Source organism: Methanotorris formicicus Mc-S-70 (assembly GCF_000243455.1).
Lineage (GTDB): Archaea > AGJL01 > Methanococci > Methanococcales > Methanococcaceae > Methanotorris > Methanotorris formicicus.
In genome coordinates, this window is sequence record NZ_AGJL01000002.1 from 57,967 (window position 1) to 76,989 (window position 19,023).

A 19,023-nucleotide genomic window follows, 5' to 3' on the forward strand; every position below is an offset into this window, starting at 1 on the left:
CAGGACGTAGGATACCCGGTTTGTAGGAAATTTATTTCATATCTAAAAGGTTATTTGATTTATTTCATTTCTTCAACTTTCTTTACCAACATTTTTAAGATTTCTCTATCTGGTAAAAGACCTTCTGGTGGCTCAACAACCTTTCTTAATTCAATTGGAACTCCATCCATTCTATAAGCAGTTCCCTCAACTTCAACTCCAGCAATTGCTGGTGGGATGATGATGTTTGCCAATTGTGTTGTTGGGGTTTCGTGAGGGTCTATGCAAACCAATGGAATTTTTGCTATATGTTGGACTGCCTTTTGTGGGAAGTGAGCCCCTGGGTCTGAAGCGATGTTGAGCATCATGTCAGTCTCTCCTCTCTGCAAGACATCGTTTGCACATGTTTCTCCAGGGTTGAATCTTGGGAATCCTCTTGAGAAGTCAACTCCAAATGGATAACCTGTTACCCAAGTTAATACTTGGTTAAATCCATTTACGTTGTAGTGTCCCCTCATTGGCATTAGTCCGAATTTTGTGTAGGCATTTAGGTCAATAATCAATTGGATAGCGTTGTCGATGTTTCTGTGTTTTCCTCTTGTCATTGTGACTCCCATTGCGAAGAAGAGTTCTCCAAACTGAGCGTTCTTACAGATGTCCATTGCCTCATAAATTAACTCAACTGGAACTCCTGCAACTTCATCAACCTCTAACTTGAATCCTTTCAATGCTGCTCTCATTGCACTGATTAACTCATAGTCCTTGTGAGGTTCAACCTGTAAGTGAACATCTGCCAACTTTGCAGTATCTGTTTTCCTTGGGTCAACTACAATTAGTGTTCTGTCTCTTCTTCCCCTTTCTCTGAAGAATCCTCTTGCAAATACTGAATATCTACTCATGTGTCTTGGGTGTGCGTGCATTGGGTTTGAACCCCAGAAGATAATTACATCAGCCCTGTTTTTAACTTCTCCTAAGGTACAAACCGGGTATCCTACGTCCTGCAATGCTAAAACTGAAGGCCCGTGTCAAACACTCGCAGTGTTGTCAATAATTGCACCAACTTTCTCAGCCAACTTTATACCGTATTGGTGTGAATGACATTCTGTTGCACTCCATCCATAAATTAAAGGTAATTTTGCCTCAACCAACAATCTTGCGGTTTCTTCTATTGCAGTTTCGTAATCAACTTTTTTAAATTCATCTTTTTTGTTTTCTCTCATTAACGGCTCTGTATATCTTACTGCACCTTCAAAATGCATGAATTTTGCATTTCCAATCCTACATGCGTTTCTTGTTCCTACGATGTGTCCATCTTCAACGAGGATTTCTAAGTCATCACAGAGTGTCCCACAAAATGGACACACAACATTTTTAATAACTTCTACCATATCCATCACACTTTTATTTGTTTATTTCAATAATAGATGAAGATTTAAGGAAATTATAATACTTATGGTATTAGGTTATCTAATTTGGTTATTAGAATAAGTCATCGGGTTGCCCCTCAAAAATTTAACTAAAATTTATTTATTTAACAATAAGTGCATTCCTCTGCAACCTTTAAAAAGGTTGCATCCAAACCGAATAGGATATGGTTGTGTGCGAATTTTTTAATGGTTATTTAAACCATAACTGATTTGAATATATGAGTTTGACTACAAAACTAGATTTTATGGGGGTAATAACCACATTAAACGCACACAATCATACTTCGCTACGCTCAGCATCCTCTTGGATTGTGTCTTTATAATTATTTAACAACAAGTGCGTTTCTCTTAATCTTCTCACATGCCTCAACACACTTCAAGCACATTACGCAGAATCCTTTTAATGGCATTTCTTCGTTATCAGTCAACTCCAACACGTTATATGGACAAACTTCAACACACTTTCCACATTTATCACAAAGGGATGGGCTGAATTCGATTCTGTTGTATTCTTTTCCGTTGTGGGTTACTTTACCTAACTTCAATGCTCCTGTTGGACATGCCATTGTACATGCTCCACATCTCACACACATTCTGAACTTCTCTTTTTCCTCTGTCTTCCTCTTTGTTGGAAGTTCCATTCCTCTCTTGTTAATTACTTTTATAGCACTTGTTGGACACTTCATTGCACATGAACCGCAGTAGTTACAGTTTTCCTCAACCCACACAAGCCCTTCTTCACTTACTGGTTTTGGTTCTTCGTACTCAACCTCTAAGGTTATTGCATCTACTGGACAAACACCTTCACATAAACCACATGCTGGACACGCCTTTGGAAGTTTTACAATTAAGTTCTCTGCATCATATTTTATCATGTTTCCTGGACAAATATCAACACACTTTGCACATCCAATACATTTCTCTGCATCAAGTGTGAATGTTTTGATGGTTTTCTTTCTTTTGTTTGGTAATTTTCCTGCAACAAATATTGCATTCCATGGACATGTTTGAGCACAAATTCCGCAGTAGATACATTTTTCTTCATCAACTACTGCTTTGCCATCTTTAACTTCCAATGCATTTACTGGACAGACATCTACACAGACACCACATGCAACACAATCGTCAGTAACTGCAATTGGCTCTTGTGGAATGACAATTTCTTTCTTTGGTTTCTCAATTTTTCCTGGAATTGAGATGATTTCTATTGGACAGACCTCAACACATTTTTCACACAATACGCAATGTCCCTTTGAGTATGGGAATTCATCATCAACCTTCTTAATTCCTGTTGGACATGCCTTTGCACATGCCCCACATTTAATACATTTTGTTGGGTTGTAGGTTATTCTATCATCTTTATCAGATAATGCACCAGTAGGACAAACTTCCACGCATGACTTACAAATTTCACAGGTGATAAACGGTGCTATCTCAATAGCCTTTGTGGGGCATACTTCTTTGCATGCATTACATAGAAGGCATGCTTTCTCCTGAATTTCTATACCGCCCAAGAGTGAAACCCCCATTTAATTTTTAAGAAAATTTTTAATGTTAAAAATAGGTCCCCTTCCGCATAGAAGGGGTTTCCCCACAACCTCCCAATGTAGGGTTCGGTTGGTGGGGTTATTCTTCCTTAACTACCTCTAAAATTACATTTCCTTTTTCATCTTTAACTATTATGTGTGCTGCACATGAGTATCAAGGGTCATATGCTCTCAAAACCATTTCTAATAGGTTTAATTTTTTCTCATCTACCATCTATATCACCCCAGAGGTTGCTAAAATTTGTTTTATTAGTAGGGGTTTTATCCTCCTGAGGTTATTTAAGGATAATACCCCTAATCTCTCTGCAACCTTTTAAAATCTGCATCTGTGGATAGAATGCTTTAGGGATACTCTGAGATTATTTAAGCACGATTTCTGCTGCCTGCTGAATTGCTTTTTCCATTGTTGGAACGTTGTGTGTTGTAGCAACAATCATGTTTGCCTTAACAACAATTCCATTGTCATCTGTTTCGTAGTTGTGGATTAAGACACCTCTTGGAGCATATACAACTCCGACTCCATTTCCTGCTTTTGGTTCAACTTCTGCTTTAACATCTTCTGAAGTAATTTCATTATCGTCCAACAATTCTTTGACTCTTTCACATGCTGCTAAAATTTCAATTAATCTTGCATGGTTGTAAGCAAGTGACTGATTTACTGGGAATCCAAATGTATCTATGAATTCTTTTCTTGCCTCTTCTGCCATTGGAGTTTCCATGCTGTCACATACATTAAGCATTGCCAATGGTCCAACTCTATAAAGTCCTTCTGGGTAGCCAACTTTTTTGTTGTATGGGTATTTTACATAACTGTGGGATACAACATGCTCCCCAATGTAATCCAAGTATTCACTTGGCTGGAAATCCATTTTTTCTTTTCCATCTGGTGAGAGGAACCTCAATGTTCCATCGTAGAATTCATGTTTTCCGTCTTTTACTAAACCTAAGTACCATGTATCAATTACACCGAGTGTTTTTATTTGTTCCATGAATTGTTCGTTGATGGATTTTATTAATTCAACTCCATCTTTTGCATACTCAATCATTGTGTCAATTTCTTTTAAGAATGTATCTCTCTCCTCTTCACTGAATACCTTTGAAACCCCTCCTGGAATTCCTGTTATTGGGTGAATTGCTTTTCCACCAGTCGCTTCAACCAACGCCTGCCCAAACTTCCTCAATGCGATTGCCTTCTTAGCAACCTCTGGAGCCTTGTCAATAACTCCAATAACGTTTCTTATTGCAGGATCTGCATCAGGCCCAACCACAAAGTCAGGTGCAGCAAGGAAGTAGAAGTGCAACGCATGGCTGTGTATCATATTTCCTAAGTGCATTAATTCTCTAACTTTCTTTGCTGCACTTGGGATTTCAACGCCCCATGCAGCATCAACAGCCTTAACACTCGCTAAGTGGTGTGCCGTCTGACAAATCCCACAAATTCTTGGAACAATTCTTGGAACCTCTTCTGCTGGTCTTCCAACAACGAACTGCTCAAATCCTCTCAAAGCAGTTATATGCAATTTTACATCCTTTGGCTTACCATTTTCATCTAATGTAATTGTTACTTTTCCGTGTCCTTCGAGACGGGTTAAAGGTTCAATTACGACCTTACCCATAGGGTCACCATCCTTAATTTGATTTATTGTTATTTTATACCCCTAATTTTATGTTTGATTATGTGTTTATTTTTTTATTTTCTTGGAAATTAAAGCAGCAGGTAAACTGAATCTATTTAACAATGCAACTTTGTCCGGAATTTCTAATGCAGCCTCTCCAGCGTTTGCAAATGTGTTTGCCGCCGCTGCTCCTTGGTCCAATACAGCATCTGTTTTTCCATAGCAACCTCTACATGGAACACCTGCTTTTGGACACTTTGCTCCACATCCTGCCCTCGTTGCAAAACCTAAGCATGGATAACCTTGCTCGAATAAACATCTTTCTGGGTCTGGTTTTCCTTCGTAAGTTCTTTTGAATTTCTTTGGGAATACGTTTTCTTTCTTTCTTGGACATTCATCACATACGGTTTTTGTGGAGAACTTTGGCTCTTCTCCATTCAATAACGCAATAATTGCACTTGCAATCATATCTGGTGTTGGCGGACATCCTGGGATAATGTAATCAACTTTTACAATATCTGAGATTGGTTTTACATAATCTTCCAATGGTGGAATCTCCTCTGATGGAGTTGTTCCAGGATTGTCTGTTGATTCTGTTGAATAAGTATAGTTTATAAGTTCTTCTTTTGTATATAAGTTTCCTAAACCAGGAATACCACCAAAGGCAGCACAACTACCCCATGCAATTACAATTTTTGCTTTCTCTCTAAATTCATGGACAAGATGCTCATCGTGCTCGTTTCTAACTCCACCCTCTAATAATGCAATATCAATTCCATCAGGAATTTCCTTTGGGTCTGCAACGATTGGAGCAAAGACAATCTCCAAGTTTGGAAGAACTTCTAATAGTTTATTGTGCAAATCAAGCAATGAAATATGGCATCCAGAACAGCCACACAATTGAATCATTGCTACCTTGACTTTATCTGCCATTTCATCACCTTTGGGAATTTAAAATTTTAAATTTTGATAAAAAGAAGGTAGCACAATAAAAAGGCCATAACCCCTCACTTTAGGGGCGGTTGTTCCACAGGTCCTTATCGGTTCCCTGTGGAACTCATCCCTTTTTGGCCTTTTTAGGCTTTGAGAGGGTTAGGCCCTAATTTTTTAACTCTCTCTGTCATTTCATTTACAGCAGCGACGAATTTATCAGCCTCTGCTGCAGACATGAAGTACATTTCTATTCTTTCTCCACCAATTCCTAATTCATCCAATAATTTTTTAGTGAACCTAACCCTCTCTTCGGCCTTGAAGTTTCCACTCTCGAATGCACACTCGTGTGGTTTTCACCCTGCAACAAATACGGCGTCAGCCCCTTTTTGGAAAGCCCTTAATGCATAGGTAATATCAAATTTACCCGTGCATGGTATTCTTATAGTTCTGACGCCTGCAGGGTATTGCATTCTACTTGTTCCTGCTAAATCTGCTGCACCGTATCCTCATTGATAGCAAACGAATGCTACAATTACAGGTTCGCTCATAATAATCCCTTTTTTTATTTTTTAAAGAAATAATATTTTCCTTAAGGGCTACATAGCCCCCATCAGCGCCACCCTGCCAAATGGCTTCGGATGACGCCTCATCTGTTATAATCTTACCACCCTAATGTTGAACTCGTATTTGATTTATTTGATTTTAAGTAATGTAAGTTTATTAATTGAAATTTTATTGAAATTCCGCATATATGGAGCACGTGCCGCGTTCCTTAATTATTAGTTTATTGTTCTTCAAGCATTTTGTGTGCTTCAAGCATTCCATCAATAGCAGCGATAATTTGCTCATCTCTGTAGTATCTCAACTGCATTGCACCACTTGGACATGCTCCTGCACATGCACCGCATCCCTTACATGCAATGTCGTTAACCTCTGCAACTAAGTGCCCATCCTTCTCAACATAGGTTATAGCGTTGTATGGACACATTAGAGCACAAACCTTACATCCACCACAAACTTCTTCATTTACTGTTGCCCTTATCATCTCAATTTTGAATGCTCCCTGTGCCATTGGAATTGCCACTGCACTTGCTGCACCTTTTGCTTGAGCAACTGTATCTGGAATGTCTTTAGGTCCTTGAGCAACCCCTGCAATTGCTACCCCATCAACTTTTGTGTTAACTGGTGCAAGTTTTGGGTGCAATTCCTTGTAGAATCCATCTGGACCAACATCGATTCCAAGCATCTTTGCAAGTTTCTTTGTGTCTCCTCTTGCAACCAATCCACAGGATAATACAACTAAATCTGCTTCAATTTCAAGGATTTCTCCCAACAATGTATCTTCAACTCTTACAATCAAGTTCTTTGTTTTTGGATCTTCTATGATGCATGCTGGTCTTCCTCTTATGAATTTGACACCGAATTGCTCTTGTGCTCTTCTGTAGTATTCCTCGTATCCTTTACCGAATGATCTGATGTCCATGTAGCAGATGTAAACTTCTGCACTTGGGTCGTGTTGTTTCATCAATTGAGCGTTTTTTAATGCGAACATACAGCAGATTCTTGAACAGTAAGGGTTCCCTACTTTCGCATCTCTTGAACCTACACACTGAATAAATACTGTTCTGTGTGGATGCTTACCGTCGCTTGGTCTTATTTCATGTCCTCCTGTTGGTCCTGCTGGGTTAATCATCCTCTCTAATTCGAGGGTTGTTATAACGTTGTCGTAAACTCCGTATCCATATTCTTCTTTGAGTGTTGCATCAAACTCATCATATCCAATCGCGTTAATAATTGTACCAACTTTAAGTTTGATTTCCTCTGGTTTTTGGTCGTATCTTATAGCCCCAGGACCACAAACTTTTTCACACAAACCACAGTCAATACAATGTTCTTTGTCTATTGTATAGACTAATGGCACTGCTTGTGGGAATGGTACATAGATTGCTTTTCTTGTACCCAACCCCAAGTCGAATTCGTTAGGCACTTCAATTGGACAAACTGCGGCACATGCTCCACATCCGGTACATACGTTTTCATCAACGTATCTTGGTTTTTTCTCAACGGTAACTTCAAAGTTACCGATGTATCCTTGGATGTCTTTAACTTCAGCGTATGTTATGAGTTCAACATTAGGGTGGTTTGCAACTGTAACCATCTTAGGAGCCAAAATTCACAGAGCACAGTCGTCAGTTGGGAAGGTCTTTGCAAGTTGAGCCATCCTTCCTCCAATTGACGGATCTTTCTCTACAAGATAAACTTTGTATCCTTGGTCGCCCAAGTCAAGGGCTGCCTGAATTCCAGCAATACCTGCCCCTATAATCAAACAACTCTTATCAACTTCAACTGTCTTTTGTGGAACATCTTCCAATCTTTTTGCTCTTTCTACACCAGCGGCAACCAATTCCATTGCTTTTTTGGTTGCTGCTTCTCTATCATTCATGTGCACGAATGAATCGTGCTCTCTAATATTTACGAACTCCAAGTAGTATGAGGACATGCCTGCTTCTGCGAGGCAAGTTCTAAATGTTGGCTCGTGGATTTTTGGAGTACATGCTGCAACTACTACCCTATCCAAGTTGTATTCCTTTATAGCCTCTTTAATGAGGTTTTGACCTGGATCTGCACACATGAATGGATAGGTCTTTGCAACAACTACTCCATCAAGTTTGGCGGCAAAATCCTTTACCGCCTCACAATCCACCACACCATTAATGTTGGCACCACAGTAGCAGACAAATACCCCAACTCTGGGGCTACTCATGAATTCACCTCCATGGATAAATGGACATATACACTCTATAAATTCACTCACCTTATTATAAAAATATATATCCTTAAATTTTTTAATAAGGGTTATTATGTATATTTGGAACTTCTTATTTTATTTGTTGATTAGATGTTTTGTGAATCTCTCTAAAATATTTTTAAATTTTGAATTTTCTCTCGTTCAATAGATATAAAAATTAAATATTAAAATTAAACCTAGATAATTTTGAAGTTTATCAAATAGTTATTTAATTTTCGTTATTTGGCAATAATTTCCGAAAGAACGATAAATGGGCTAATTTTATAACGCGAAAATAAACTTTTAAATCAATTTTAAAAAAATTTTAATTTAAATCAAGGTTGTTTGATCGCAAATTTTATATATTAGAAATATTAATGGATATAATGGCACGGTGTGGGATAGCAGTGGGAATATCCCCCCACCTCACTGCTGATAACACCGTGCTAGAGGCATGCCTCTAGAATCCCATTCCCACCCCCTCATACCCCCTAAAAGAATTTACTCAAAACCTCCTTCCCCAGAATTTATTTTTTTGTCCCCTCCCCCTTATTTAATTTTTAATAGGACAATTAATCCATATATTTAAATTTATTGTTATTTTTGGTTTAGAAAAATAAAATTTTATATTACGCATTAGAATTAAATAAAATTCCACAAGATTTATTAATGGCTATACTTAATATTACGCATATACAATATTTAGTATTTTTACAAAGTTATCATAAAAATGGGAATTTAAAGAAAACAAAATGTGAGAGGGATTGTATGGATATTGTTGGATTGGTTTTTTCATCTTTTTGGTATATTCTGCCGGCATATATCGCAAATGCTACTGCGTGCATATTTGGGGGAGGAACTCCTCTGGATTTGGGAAGGAATTTTATAGATGGTAGAAGGTTGATAGGAAACGGTGTAACATTTAGGGGAACTTTTTCTGGAATATTATGTGGAACTATCGCGGCAATTTTGCAAGGAGTTATATTAAATTTAAAAATAATTAATACCCCAATGGTATTTTATTCGAATATATTTGAATGTGCTTTTTTAGGGTTTTTGTTATCATCTGGAGCACTTTTTGGAGACATGGTAGGAAGTTTTATAAAGCGGAGATTGGAAATAAAGCAAGGTAATCCAGCACCAATATTGGATCAATTAAATTTTGTTTTTGGGGCTATACTATTCACGTATCCATTTTCACCACTTCCATTGAATATGATAATAACAATATGTGTAATAACCCCAATAATTCATTTAACATCAAACATCATTGCATATAAACTTAAAATTAAGAAAGTTTGGTGGTAATTTATAACTTTGATTTTGTTTATGTTTATTTTAATTGCATATTCCGCAATTTAAATGATTTAATTGAGGTTTAAGTGGATAGATTGGTATTTAGGTGATGGTTTTTCATTGTAGAACGATTATTATGGTGACGATAGATTGATGGATTTTTTTATTTTTTCATATTAATAGAAGACTCTATTACATGCCTTTAAATACTTTATATAAGGCATATTCCTTTTTAAAAAAGCAAAAGAATCACAAATTATTTATACTTTTGCTTAATAGTATAATCTAACTTTGATATTAGTATATAAAGAGTTTTGAAATCGTATTTAAATATTAAAAACTTAACGAATTTCGAATAATCACTGTAATATACCTTGTTAATAATATCATAATCATAAATATAATTTTTACTGTTATATCTGTTTTATATAAATTCAGTGGTGGTTGAATGATATCTGCAAAATCTGTGAGATCTGAAATAATTGTGGTAAAAAAGAGTGGAATAGAAGAGAAATTCAATGTGAATAAACTGGCGAAATCTCTAATGAATGCAGGACTCGAGTACGAAAAAATAAATTTGGTAATTGAAAAAATTTGCAACAATATATACAATGGAATATCAACCAAAGAATTAAAAAATTTGGTATATAAGATATTAAAAGAGATTGATAAGGATGTTGCTGGTAATTATAGGTATGAAAATTGCCTTAAAGTAAGGACATCTGAAAAACAGTTTGAGTCATTTAACAAACAGAAAATAGTGGATGCATTGATAAAAGAAACTGGGGCAGATGTGGAAATAGCAAGAAAAATTGCAGATGAGGTAGAAGATATTGTAAAAAAATTAAATGTAAAATATCTAACTGCTCCAATGATAAGAGAAATTGTAAATGCAAAGTTAATTGAGCATGGTTTAGAGGAACTCAGGCATAAACATACAAGGTTGGGTATTCCAATATACGATATAACCAAGTTAATTAAAAGTGGTTCAAGAGAGAATGCAAACTTAATGTACAACCCAGAGAGTATTCACAAATGGGTTGCTGACGAGACAATGAAGCAGTATGCTTTAATGAAGATTTTTCCAAGGTATATAGCGGATGCCCACATGAGAGGAGATATTCATTTACACGATTTGGAATACGCTGCTATAAGACCAGTTTGTTTGCAGCATGATTTAAGACCGTTCTTTAAATATGGTTTGAGGGTTGATGGAACCGGGTTACATACAAGTGTTTCAAAACCTGCAAAGCATCCTGAAGTTGCTATTCAACATGCTGCTAAAGTGATGATGGCAGCACAAACCAACATGAGTGGAGGACAGAGTATAGATGAATTCAACATCTGGCTTGCTCCATACGTTAGAGGATTGAGTTATGAGAAAATAAGGCAATTAATGCAGATGTTCGTTTATGAATTAAATCAGATGTACGTAGCCAGGGGAGGTCAGACAATATTTAGCAGTATAAACCTTGAATTGGAGGTTCCAGAATTTTTAAAAGACAAGGAAGCAGTAGTTGCGGGAACCACAAGAGGGACTTATGAAGAATATGAGGAAGAGGCAAAGATGATTGTCCAGGCATTGGTAGATGTGATGTTGGAGGGGGATGCAACAGGAAAACCATTCCTATTTCCAAATACCATATTCAAATTGAGGGAAAATGCATTTAAAGATGAAGAGTTGATGATAAAAATCCACCAATTGTGTGCAAAATTCGGAACTCCTTACTTTATAAACATGCTTCCAGATTGGCAAGTTAGCAATACAAATGCGATGGGATGTAGAACCAGATTAAGTGGAAATTGGACTGGAGATGCTGAAATAGATACGTTAAGAACAGGAAATATGCAATGGTATACAATAAACCTCCCAAGAGTATCTTATGAGGCAAAAGGGGATGATGATAAGTTATTTGAAATTCTACATGAGAAGTTGGAGTTGGTTAAAAATGCATTGTTGATTAAGCATGATGTTACAAAGGAGAGATTGTATGAGGATAATGTTATGCCATTCTTAACTCAGGAGTTTGAAGATGGGCAGTATTATAGGTATGAAAACACAACAAAAACCTTTGGATTCGTTGGTTTAAATGAAATGCTCAGATATCATTTAGGGGAAGAACTCCATACCTCAAAAGATGCTTTAAAGTTTGGAGAGAGGGTTATAAAATATATAAGAGAATATGCGGATGATTTAAAAGAAAAAACTGGTTTAAGATGGACTGTAACACAGACACCAGCGGAATCAACGGCAGGAAGGTTTGCAAGACTGGATATGAAGTATTACAGGGAGGAGGCAAAATCTGTTGTTAATGGGGACTTGAATGATGTTGATTCACTATACTACTCAAACTCATCCCACGTTAGAGTTGATGCTCCAATAACTCTTGGGGAAAAATTGAGAATAGAGGAGAGATTCCATCCTATTTGCAATGGTGGGCATATAATGCATCTTTGGAATGTTGAAAGTGCAGCAGACCCAGAAGTTTTGATGAATATAACCAAAAAGATAACAAAAACAGATATTGGATTTTGGGCATATACGAAGAATTTGAGTGTTTGTGAGAAATGTAAGATGGCAATGGGTGGATTGAGAGATAAATGTATAAATTGTGGAAATGAGAATATTGCAAAATTCAGTAGAATAACGGGTTACTTGCAAAACGTCTCCAACTTCAACAAGGCAAAACAACAGGAAGTTAAGGATAGGAGGATGGTAAAGATATTTGGAGATGGGAAAGAATAAAATAAAATCTTTTTTATCCTTTAATTTTTGGAACATTAAATTTTTTATTTTTGGATCTTTGTATTAATATATTTTTGCAATATTTTAAGGTTTGAAACGAAAAGTATATATATGAGAAAGTGCATGGTATTGTATGCCTTCAACGGAAAGCGATGAGGGCCCGTAGCCTAGCCTGGATAGGGCACCGGCCTTCTAAGCCGGGGGTCGTGGGTTCGAATCCCACCGGGTCCGTTATGCAAATCTTTTCTTGTGCTCCGATGGTGTAGTCCGGCCAATCATGCGGGCCTTTCGAGCCCGCGACCCGGGTTCAAATCCCGGTCGGAGCATCATTATTTTTTAGGCATATTTATCCATAAATTTAAATATATTAAGTTGAGGGATAAATTGAGATGTGTTATCTGTAAGGGGAGGGGTTATTGTGGGAGACCTTTTTGTCCAATACTCCAAAAAATAAACAAAAAATTTAAATGTAATGATTTATTGGAAAATCTCCCAAAGGTTGATATGGACTTTTTTGGGAAGAATATGTCGTTTTTTGTTGGTAGATGGGGATATCCAAACGTTAAAATCTCTCCACTAATAACAGATATTCCAAAAGATGTTGAGCATTTGTTTGGTTATAATTTGGCAGAGATTATTAAAATAAGGATCAATCTTCTCTCTCCTTCAATTGCTGCAAACGTGAATAAAAAAACTACTGTTATTGAAAAACTGCAGGAGTTGGCAATGAGTAAAGAAAGGGTAGATACAGAAGTGGAATTTTACAAAAAACCAAAATTATCTTTAAATTTTGTTGATAACTTGCCACCAATAGGACCTTATGGGGAGTTGAAGAGAATAACTTATGACAACCCAAAAATACCAAAGATAGTTGATAAAGTTGCGGATGATTATTCTTTTGAGGGAGTTTTGAAAATATATGAGAAATTTGATGAAATTTACGCATCAAGGTTGTTTTCTGCTGGAGTTTTGGGAAGAAAGAAAAAACTTGTCCCAACAAGGTGGGCTATAACGTCTGTTGATGACATGATTGGGAAGTATCTGATAAAAAAGGTTAGGGAATATAGGATATTGGAAGAGCCACTTATGTTCGAAACATCCTATTTGGGGAATGAATTTAGGATCTATTTCCTTCCCTCAACATGGGCGTTTGAGTTGATAGAGACATACAACAGATGCGTTTGGAATCCAACAAATAAACCAATAACTGTATCTGATTATGAAATTAAGGGGAGGAAAACTTATGCAAAAAACACCGGTGGGGCATATTATGCAAGTAGATTGGCGGTTTTGGAGAAGTTGGATGATATGAAAAGACAGGCAAAAGTAATTGTAAAGAGAGTAGTTAATGAGGAATACTCTGTTCCTTTGGGGGTTTGGGTTATTAGAGAGGCAGTTAGGGATGCATTAAGAAAAAGACCAAAAAAATTAGATAATGTGGAAAAAGTAGGAACAATTTCCTCACAAAAACTTTTAGATGATTTTATAAAATAGTTATGTTTTTATCTTTATTTTTGTTAAAATTTTCACATAAAAACAGTGGTGAATGTTATGGCAGTGTTATCTGAGTTACATTTAAAAAACTTCAAATCATTTAAGAATGCAAAATTAAAAATTCCAATGGGATTTACGGCAATAGTGGGTCCAAATGGAAGTGGAAAATCAAATATTGTTGATGCTATTTGTTTTGTTTTGGGAAAATCATCTGCTAAAACTTTAAGGGCTGGACGGTTTAATGAATTAATTACCTACCACAATGGGAAGAGGGAGAAATTTTCAGAAGTAACTTTATACTTTGACAATACAGAAAGAACATTGCCAATTGATTCAGATAAGGTAGGGATTTCAAGAAAGGTTACTCTTGATGGAGATAGTGCTTATTATTTAATTTGGGAGGAAGTTGAGGAAAAAGATGGGAAAATAACAACTAAAGAAAAAAGAAAGAGAATAAAGAAATCTGAACTATTGGATATTATTGGAAAGATTGGTCTTAAACCAGATGGGCCTAACATCATATTGCAGGGGGATTTGTTAAAGATAATAAGCATGTCTCCAATAGAGAGGAGGAAGATTATTGATGAGATTAGTGGAATTGCGGAGTTTGATGAGAAAAAGGAAAAGGCAAAGGCGGAATTGGAAAAGGCAAGGGAATATATTGAAAAAATAGATATCAGAATAAATGAGGTAAAAAGTAATCTTGAGAAATTAAAGAAAGAGAAGGAAGATGCGGAAAAATACATTGCATTTAATGAAGAACTAAAGATGACAAAATATGCTTTAATATCTAAAAGAATAGGTTTTTTAAGTATGGTATTGGATGAGATAAAAAATGAAATTGAAAAATTAAATGAATTAAAGGAAGAGTTTCAAGAGGACGTTGATGAAATCGACAACCAAATAACAGAGTTAAAAAACAAACTAAATAACATAATCAATGAACTGCAAGAGAAGGGTAATGAAGAGGTTATAGAACTCCACAAATCCATAAAGGAATTGGAAATTAGCATAGAAAATGACAGAAAAACATTAGATAGGACTATAAATGAACTAACTACTATAGAAAAAGGCATTGAGGAGAAGAATAATGAAGTAAAGGAAACCCATAATAAGATAGTAAATATAAGAAAAGAAATAATGGAAAAAGAAAAAGAGATTAAAGAGATTCAGGAAAAAATAGGTAATTTGGAAAGGGAAAGAGAAGATTTAAAATCAAAGATTAAAGAAAGTGAGGATATTATAGAGGCATTGAAGAAAAAAGAGAGTGAAATATCCGAGGAGATTGCAAAATCCCAAAATGGACTCTACAAGTTGAGGGAGGAGTTGAATAAAATAGAGGGGGAGATAAATAAAAAATCATTCGCATTAAAAAACAACAATGAAACCATTGAAAAATTAAAGAAAGAATTGGAAATCTTAGCAAATAAAAAGGAAGATACAAGGACTTTATATAAAGAACTTGAGGATGCAACCGTTGAACTTGAATTTTCAAAAAAGGTGTTGCAGAAATTGGAAGATGAGAAGAAAGTTTATCAGAATAAGTTGGATGAACTTCACTCAGAGTATGTAAAGGAAAACGCGAGAATAAAGGCATTAAAAGAAATGGAAGAAATGAATTTAGACAGAACAATAAAAGAAATTCTAAATGCCAATCTTCCAGGAGTTGTTGATATTGTTGGTAACCTAGGAAAGACAAAACCAGAATATCAAACTGCAATAGAGATAGCAGCGGGAAATAGGTTAAATTTTATTGTTGTTAAGAGAATGGAGGATGGAGCAAGAGCAATTGAATATTTAAAGAGGAGGAACCTTGGAAGGGCTACATTCTTACCATTGGATAGAATTGAGGGAAGGGAGGCAGATTATCTTTATGATGATGGAGTCGTTGGGAGAGCAATTGATTTGGTAGTGTTTGATGAGAAATATAGGAATGTATTTAACTATGTGTTTGGAAATACAATAATTGTTGAAAATTTGGATGTTGCAAAGAAATTATCAAAAAAATACAAAAGAATAAGATTTGTCACATTAGAAGGGGATGTTATAGAGCCATCTGGGGCAATGGTTGGGGGAAGTGTAAGGAGAAAATCAAGAATTAAGGTTGATGTTGACCTTTCAAAGTTAAAGCAACTTGCCGATGAAATAATGAAGGTTGAGGATAAGTTAAAGGAGATAAAAAGGAACATTGAGGAATTAAATAGCAAAATTTCCTATTATTCATCAAGAAAGGCAGAGTTGGAGAGTAGATTAAAGATTATTATGGAAGATGAATCAAAAAAAGAGGAAACAATAAAAAACAACAATTTAAAAATAAAGGAACTTGAATTGGAAAATAAAATACTTTCTGAAAGTTTAGAAGAATTAAACGAATCAAAAGAGGAACTTCTTTATAAAATAGGGGATTTGGAAAAGAAAATAAACAACCTAATAAACCAAAGAGAGAATATTTTGAATGAACTCAAATCCTTTGAAAATCAACAACACATTGCAAGGATTAAGGAGATTGATAGTGAAATAGAAAAATTAACCAAAATAAAAAATAAAATGCAAAATGAGATAGAGAAGGGACTAACTCTTGTTAAAGATGTTTTAATACCAAAAATTAATGAGTTAAATGAAAGAATAAAGGAATTGAATGAGAAGAAAGAAATTTTGAGCAAGAATATTGAGTTTTACAAATCAAATATGGAGAAGAATACAGAAATTTTAAAGAAGAAGAGAGAGAAGTATGAAGAATTAACCAAAAACTTGAAAGAGTTGAATGAGAAAAAGGAAAGGTATGAAAATGAGATAAAAAACCTCTACAAACAAAAAAATGAACTTTTAAACAAAATTAAAGAAATTGAAAACAAAATTGGGGATTTATTGGTTGATAAGGCAAAATATGAGGCAAAGTTGGAGGAAGAGGAGAGAAAACTCTATCTCTGTGAAAAGGTGGAGGTTAGTGAGAAGTTGATGATGATGGATATTGATGAACTTGAAAGGCATCAGGCAAATCTTGAAACTGAAATTAAAAAATTAGAGCCAGTGAATATGAGGGCTATTGAGGACTATAATTTTGTTTTTGAAAGATATAACGAGTTAATTGAGAAGAGGAAAGAATATGAGAGGGATGAGAAAAAATATCTACAATTAATGGAGGAAGTGGAAAAGAGGAAGAAAGAGGTATTTATGGAAGTGTTTGAAAAAGTGGCAGAAAACTTTGAGAAGATATATAAAGAAATTGGCGGAACTGGAAAGTTGAGTTTGGAGAATGAAGAGAATCCATTTGAAGGCGGGCTTTTAATAGATGCATCACCAAAAGGCAAGAAGTTGCAGAGTTTGGATGTTATGAGTGGAGGAGAGAAATCATTAACTGCTTTAGCGTTCTTATTTGCAATACAAGAACTAAATCCATCCCCATTTTATGTATTGGATGAGGTTGATGCCGCATTAGATACAAAAAATGCTGCATTGATTGGAGATATGATTAAGAACGCATCAAAAACAACTCAATTTATCGTTATTTCCCATAGGGAGCAAATGGTTAGTAGGGCAGATACTTTGTATGGAGTTTGTATGGAGAATGGGTTGAGTAAGATTGTTGGTATTAAACTATAACTGCGAGACATTACCGAGCGAAGCGAGGTAATGTATCCTTTTTGATGAAACTTTTTCTAAAAGTTTCATGTGGGGATGGGTTGAGTAAAGTGGTGGGGATTAAATTGTAAATCAAAATTAAATTTTTTAATTTTTTAGGGGTGGGAATTTGAAGGAAGAGATAACATTAAACAACTGATAGTGTGATTTCTCATTATCGATTTTAAAACCAAAAAAATAAAATAGTATCGATTTAAATACTTCATTAAAAAACGGTGATAAACCCTATGCTATCCACACTCAAAGGGTTACTCGATAATAGTTTAAATACTTTAGGTATAGCAAATTCGGATAACTTAGTAGATTACTGCTTGGTTAGAACTTTAATCGGGATAAAGACGATTAAAGCAATATCCGAAGAGATTTTAGAAATTCATTGAACAACCATAACCAAAAAACTTCAAAAGCTATCAGAAATCGATAATTGCTTTTATACTCAGCTGTTAATTCTTCCCGACATTTTAAACAATTGTAAATTTAAATTTTCAATAATAATTGATCAACCTTATTGAGAAGATAAAGGACTTCAACGAAAATAAAACCAACTTAAGAACTATTGACGGAAAAAAGTTCATAATATCCGAGAAAGTAGTTAATATTCCCGATGTTGGAAAGGTTAAAATCGTTGCAGTATTAATGGAAGGAAAGAAAAAGATTATGTATTTAGTCTCGACAAACTATAAAAAGAAAGGCGAGAATATTATAAACGAATATTTAAAAAGATGTAATATAGAAGAGTCAAACGAAAAACCTACGGTTTTTCGTAACTCGCCTGTTATCACAGGCGAAAGCATAGAAGGGATAAATCGATTTTGGAGGTTGAAGGGAATTGCTTATCATCAAAAAAGAGTAATGTAGGATTAGTTAAGTTAAGGGAATATTATTTAATCGTATCGGATATTTAAGCTACAAAACTGGAATATCGTTCTATAAAGTAATTAAAGAGTGTAGTAAAAAATTAATAAAGAACGGATTATTGTAATCACACTGTCAGTAAGCTTATTTTTCTAAAGTAGTTAAAATAAAATACAATCCAATGAGAAGTAAAGCTATTGAAGACATATATCTCCATGGAATTTCATATCCCATTAATTCCGCTATTCCAATAACTAAGAAAAATATCCCAACCAATAACTTTACATATTTAGGATTTTTATTTATATTTAGAGGTTTTTTCTTTTCAATAAATGAAGTTATTATAAATCCAATTCCTAAACCTACAAACAAACCAAACATAAAGTTATTAAACAGCATTCCAATACCCATTCCTAAAAACATAAATCCAATAATCAAGTTTTTTCTTATTTTTTCTATGTTCATAAATTCCCACCCTGCAATCAACCAACTACCTTGCATAAATCGATTATATTAAATATTTCTAATAATAATTCACTGGTATATATGAAAATAATTTTTGTATATTATTTTTGTTAAGATTAATTATATATAAAAATTGTTATTCAATTTAACCGTAATTCCCATCACAAATTTAAATATTTATTTAATTGAATTAACTTCATCTAAACACTTTAAGATTATAAGCGATTGTGAAGAG

General features: G+C 34.9%; 14 protein-coding genes and 2 tRNA genes. 8 read left to right on the forward strand and 8 right to left on the reverse strand.

The features are described 5' to 3' along the window. Window positions 1–59: 59 nt before the first annotated feature. The 7 genes from METFODRAFT_RS00810 to METFODRAFT_RS00835 all read right to left on the reverse strand — a co-directional run bounded on the left by METFODRAFT_RS00810 (window position 60) and on the right by METFODRAFT_RS00835 (window position 8,266). Entirely contained in the window at window positions 60–1,367 is a 1,308-nt protein-coding gene (locus METFODRAFT_RS00810) for a formylmethanofuran dehydrogenase subunit B (RefSeq protein ID WP_083820821.1), read from the reverse strand. 362 nt (window positions 1,368–1,729) lie between these two features. Further along, window positions 1,730–2,935, reverse strand: coding sequence for a F420-non-reducing hydrogenase associated-polyferredoxin VhuB (gene vhuB, locus METFODRAFT_RS00815; protein WP_007043613.1), 1,206 nt, complete (start codon window positions 2,933–2,935; stop codon window positions 1,730–1,732). A gap of 97 nt (window positions 2,936–3,032) precedes the next feature. Continuing rightward, entirely contained in the window at window positions 3,033–3,167 is a 135-nt protein-coding gene (vhuU, locus tag METFODRAFT_RS11250) for a F420-non-reducing hydrogenase selenoprotein subunit VhuU (protein WP_083820822.1), read from the reverse strand. A 145-nt stretch (window positions 3,168–3,312) separates the two neighbouring features. Continuing rightward, the gene (gene vhuA / locus METFODRAFT_RS00820; protein WP_007043614.1) at window positions 3,313–4,569 is read right to left on the reverse strand and encodes a F420-non-reducing hydrogenase Vhu subunit A; all 1,257 of its coding nucleotides are present in this window, start codon (window positions 4,567–4,569) and stop codon (window positions 3,313–3,315) included. Between the two features lie 66 nt (window positions 4,570–4,635). Further along, window positions 4,636–5,502 carry a F420-non-reducing hydrogenase subunit VhuG gene (gene vhuG / locus METFODRAFT_RS00825; protein WP_007043615.1) on the reverse strand — a complete coding sequence of 289 codons (867 nt, stop codon included), beginning with the start codon at window positions 5,500–5,502 and terminating at the stop codon, window positions 4,636–4,638. A gap of 143 nt (window positions 5,503–5,645) precedes the next feature. Next, window positions 5,646–6,050: a F420-non-reducing hydrogenase iron-sulfur subunit VhuD gene (gene vhuD / locus METFODRAFT_RS00830; protein ID WP_159089907.1), complete on the reverse strand. Its 405-nt coding sequence runs from the start codon at window positions 6,048–6,050 to the stop codon at window positions 5,646–5,648. Window positions 6,051–6,286: 236 nt separating this feature from the next. Then, a complete protein-coding gene (locus tag METFODRAFT_RS00835; protein WP_083820823.1) occupies window positions 6,287–8,266 on the reverse strand; it encodes a CoB--CoM heterodisulfide reductase iron-sulfur subunit A family protein in 1,980 nt (659 codons plus the stop codon). Between the two features lie 792 nt (window positions 8,267–9,058). Between METFODRAFT_RS00835 and METFODRAFT_RS00840 the strand changes: the two genes are divergently transcribed. The 8 genes from METFODRAFT_RS00840 (at window position 9,059) to METFODRAFT_RS00875 (ending at window position 18,326) form a co-directional block, all read left to right on the forward strand. After that, window positions 9,059–9,598, forward strand: a complete 540-nt coding sequence (locus METFODRAFT_RS00840; RefSeq protein ID WP_007043618.1) for a CDP-2,3-bis-(O-geranylgeranyl)-sn-glycerol synthase — start codon at window positions 9,059–9,061, stop codon at window positions 9,596–9,598. Window positions 9,599–10,034: 436 nt separating this feature from the next. Then, window positions 10,035–12,332 (forward strand): anaerobic ribonucleoside-triphosphate reductase, encoded by a 2,298-nt coding sequence (gene nrdD, locus METFODRAFT_RS00845; protein ID WP_007043619.1) that lies wholly within the window; start codon window positions 10,035–10,037, stop codon window positions 12,330–12,332. A 156-nt stretch (window positions 12,333–12,488) separates the two neighbouring features. After that, window positions 12,489–12,563, forward strand: a tRNA-Arg gene (locus METFODRAFT_RS00850). 20 nt (window positions 12,564–12,583) lie between these two features. Continuing rightward, a tRNA-Glu gene (locus METFODRAFT_RS00855) sits at window positions 12,584–12,658 on the forward strand. Between the two features lie 58 nt (window positions 12,659–12,716). Beyond that, window positions 12,717–13,826, forward strand: a complete 1,110-nt coding sequence (locus METFODRAFT_RS00860; protein ID WP_007043620.1) for an Nre family DNA repair protein — start codon at window positions 12,717–12,719, stop codon at window positions 13,824–13,826. Between the two features lie 57 nt (window positions 13,827–13,883). Further along, window positions 13,884–17,429 (forward strand): chromosome segregation protein SMC, encoded by a 3,546-nt coding sequence (gene smc, locus METFODRAFT_RS00865; RefSeq protein ID WP_007043621.1) that lies wholly within the window; start codon window positions 13,884–13,886, stop codon window positions 17,427–17,429. Between the two features lie 266 nt (window positions 17,430–17,695). Continuing rightward, the gene (locus tag METFODRAFT_RS11255; protein WP_007043622.1) at window positions 17,696–17,848 is read left to right on the forward strand and encodes a hypothetical protein; all 153 of its coding nucleotides are present in this window, start codon (window positions 17,696–17,698) and stop codon (window positions 17,846–17,848) included. A gap of 115 nt (window positions 17,849–17,963) precedes the next feature. Beyond that, window positions 17,964–18,326, forward strand: a complete 363-nt coding sequence (locus METFODRAFT_RS00875; RefSeq protein WP_007043623.1) for a hypothetical protein — start codon at window positions 17,964–17,966, stop codon at window positions 18,324–18,326. 141 nt (window positions 18,327–18,467) lie between these two features. On the opposite strand, the gene METFODRAFT_RS00880 is transcribed toward METFODRAFT_RS00875, so the two are convergent. Next, a complete protein-coding gene (locus tag METFODRAFT_RS00880) occupies window positions 18,468–18,788 on the reverse strand; it encodes a hypothetical protein (RefSeq protein WP_007043624.1) in 321 nt (106 codons plus the stop codon). Between the last annotated feature and the right edge of the window lie 235 nt (window positions 18,789–19,023).

Coding starts and splice junctions, on each gene's coding strand:
- METFODRAFT_RS00840 (WP_007043618.1), top strand. CDS start 9,059: ATGGATATTGTTGGATTGGTTTTTTCATCTTTTTGGTATATTCTGCCG.
- METFODRAFT_RS11255 (WP_007043622.1), top strand. CDS start 17,696: ATGCTATCCACACTCAAAGGGTTACTCGATAATAGTTTAAATACTTTA.
- vhuA (WP_007043614.1), bottom strand. CDS start 4,569: ATGGGTAAGGTCGTAATTGAACCTTTAACCCGTCTCGAAGGACACGGA.
- METFODRAFT_RS00880 (WP_007043624.1), bottom strand. CDS start 18,788: ATGAACATAGAAAAAATAAGAAAAAACTTGATTATTGGATTTATGTTT.
- nrdD (WP_007043619.1), top strand. CDS start 10,035: ATGATATCTGCAAAATCTGTGAGATCTGAAATAATTGTGGTAAAAAAG.
- vhuG (WP_007043615.1), bottom strand. CDS start 5,502: ATGGCAGATAAAGTCAAGGTAGCAATGATTCAATTGTGTGGCTGTTCT.
- smc (WP_007043621.1), top strand. CDS start 13,884: ATGGCAGTGTTATCTGAGTTACATTTAAAAAACTTCAAATCATTTAAG.
- vhuB (WP_007043613.1), bottom strand. CDS start 2,935: ATGGGGGTTTCACTCTTGGGCGGTATAGAAATTCAGGAGAAAGCATGC.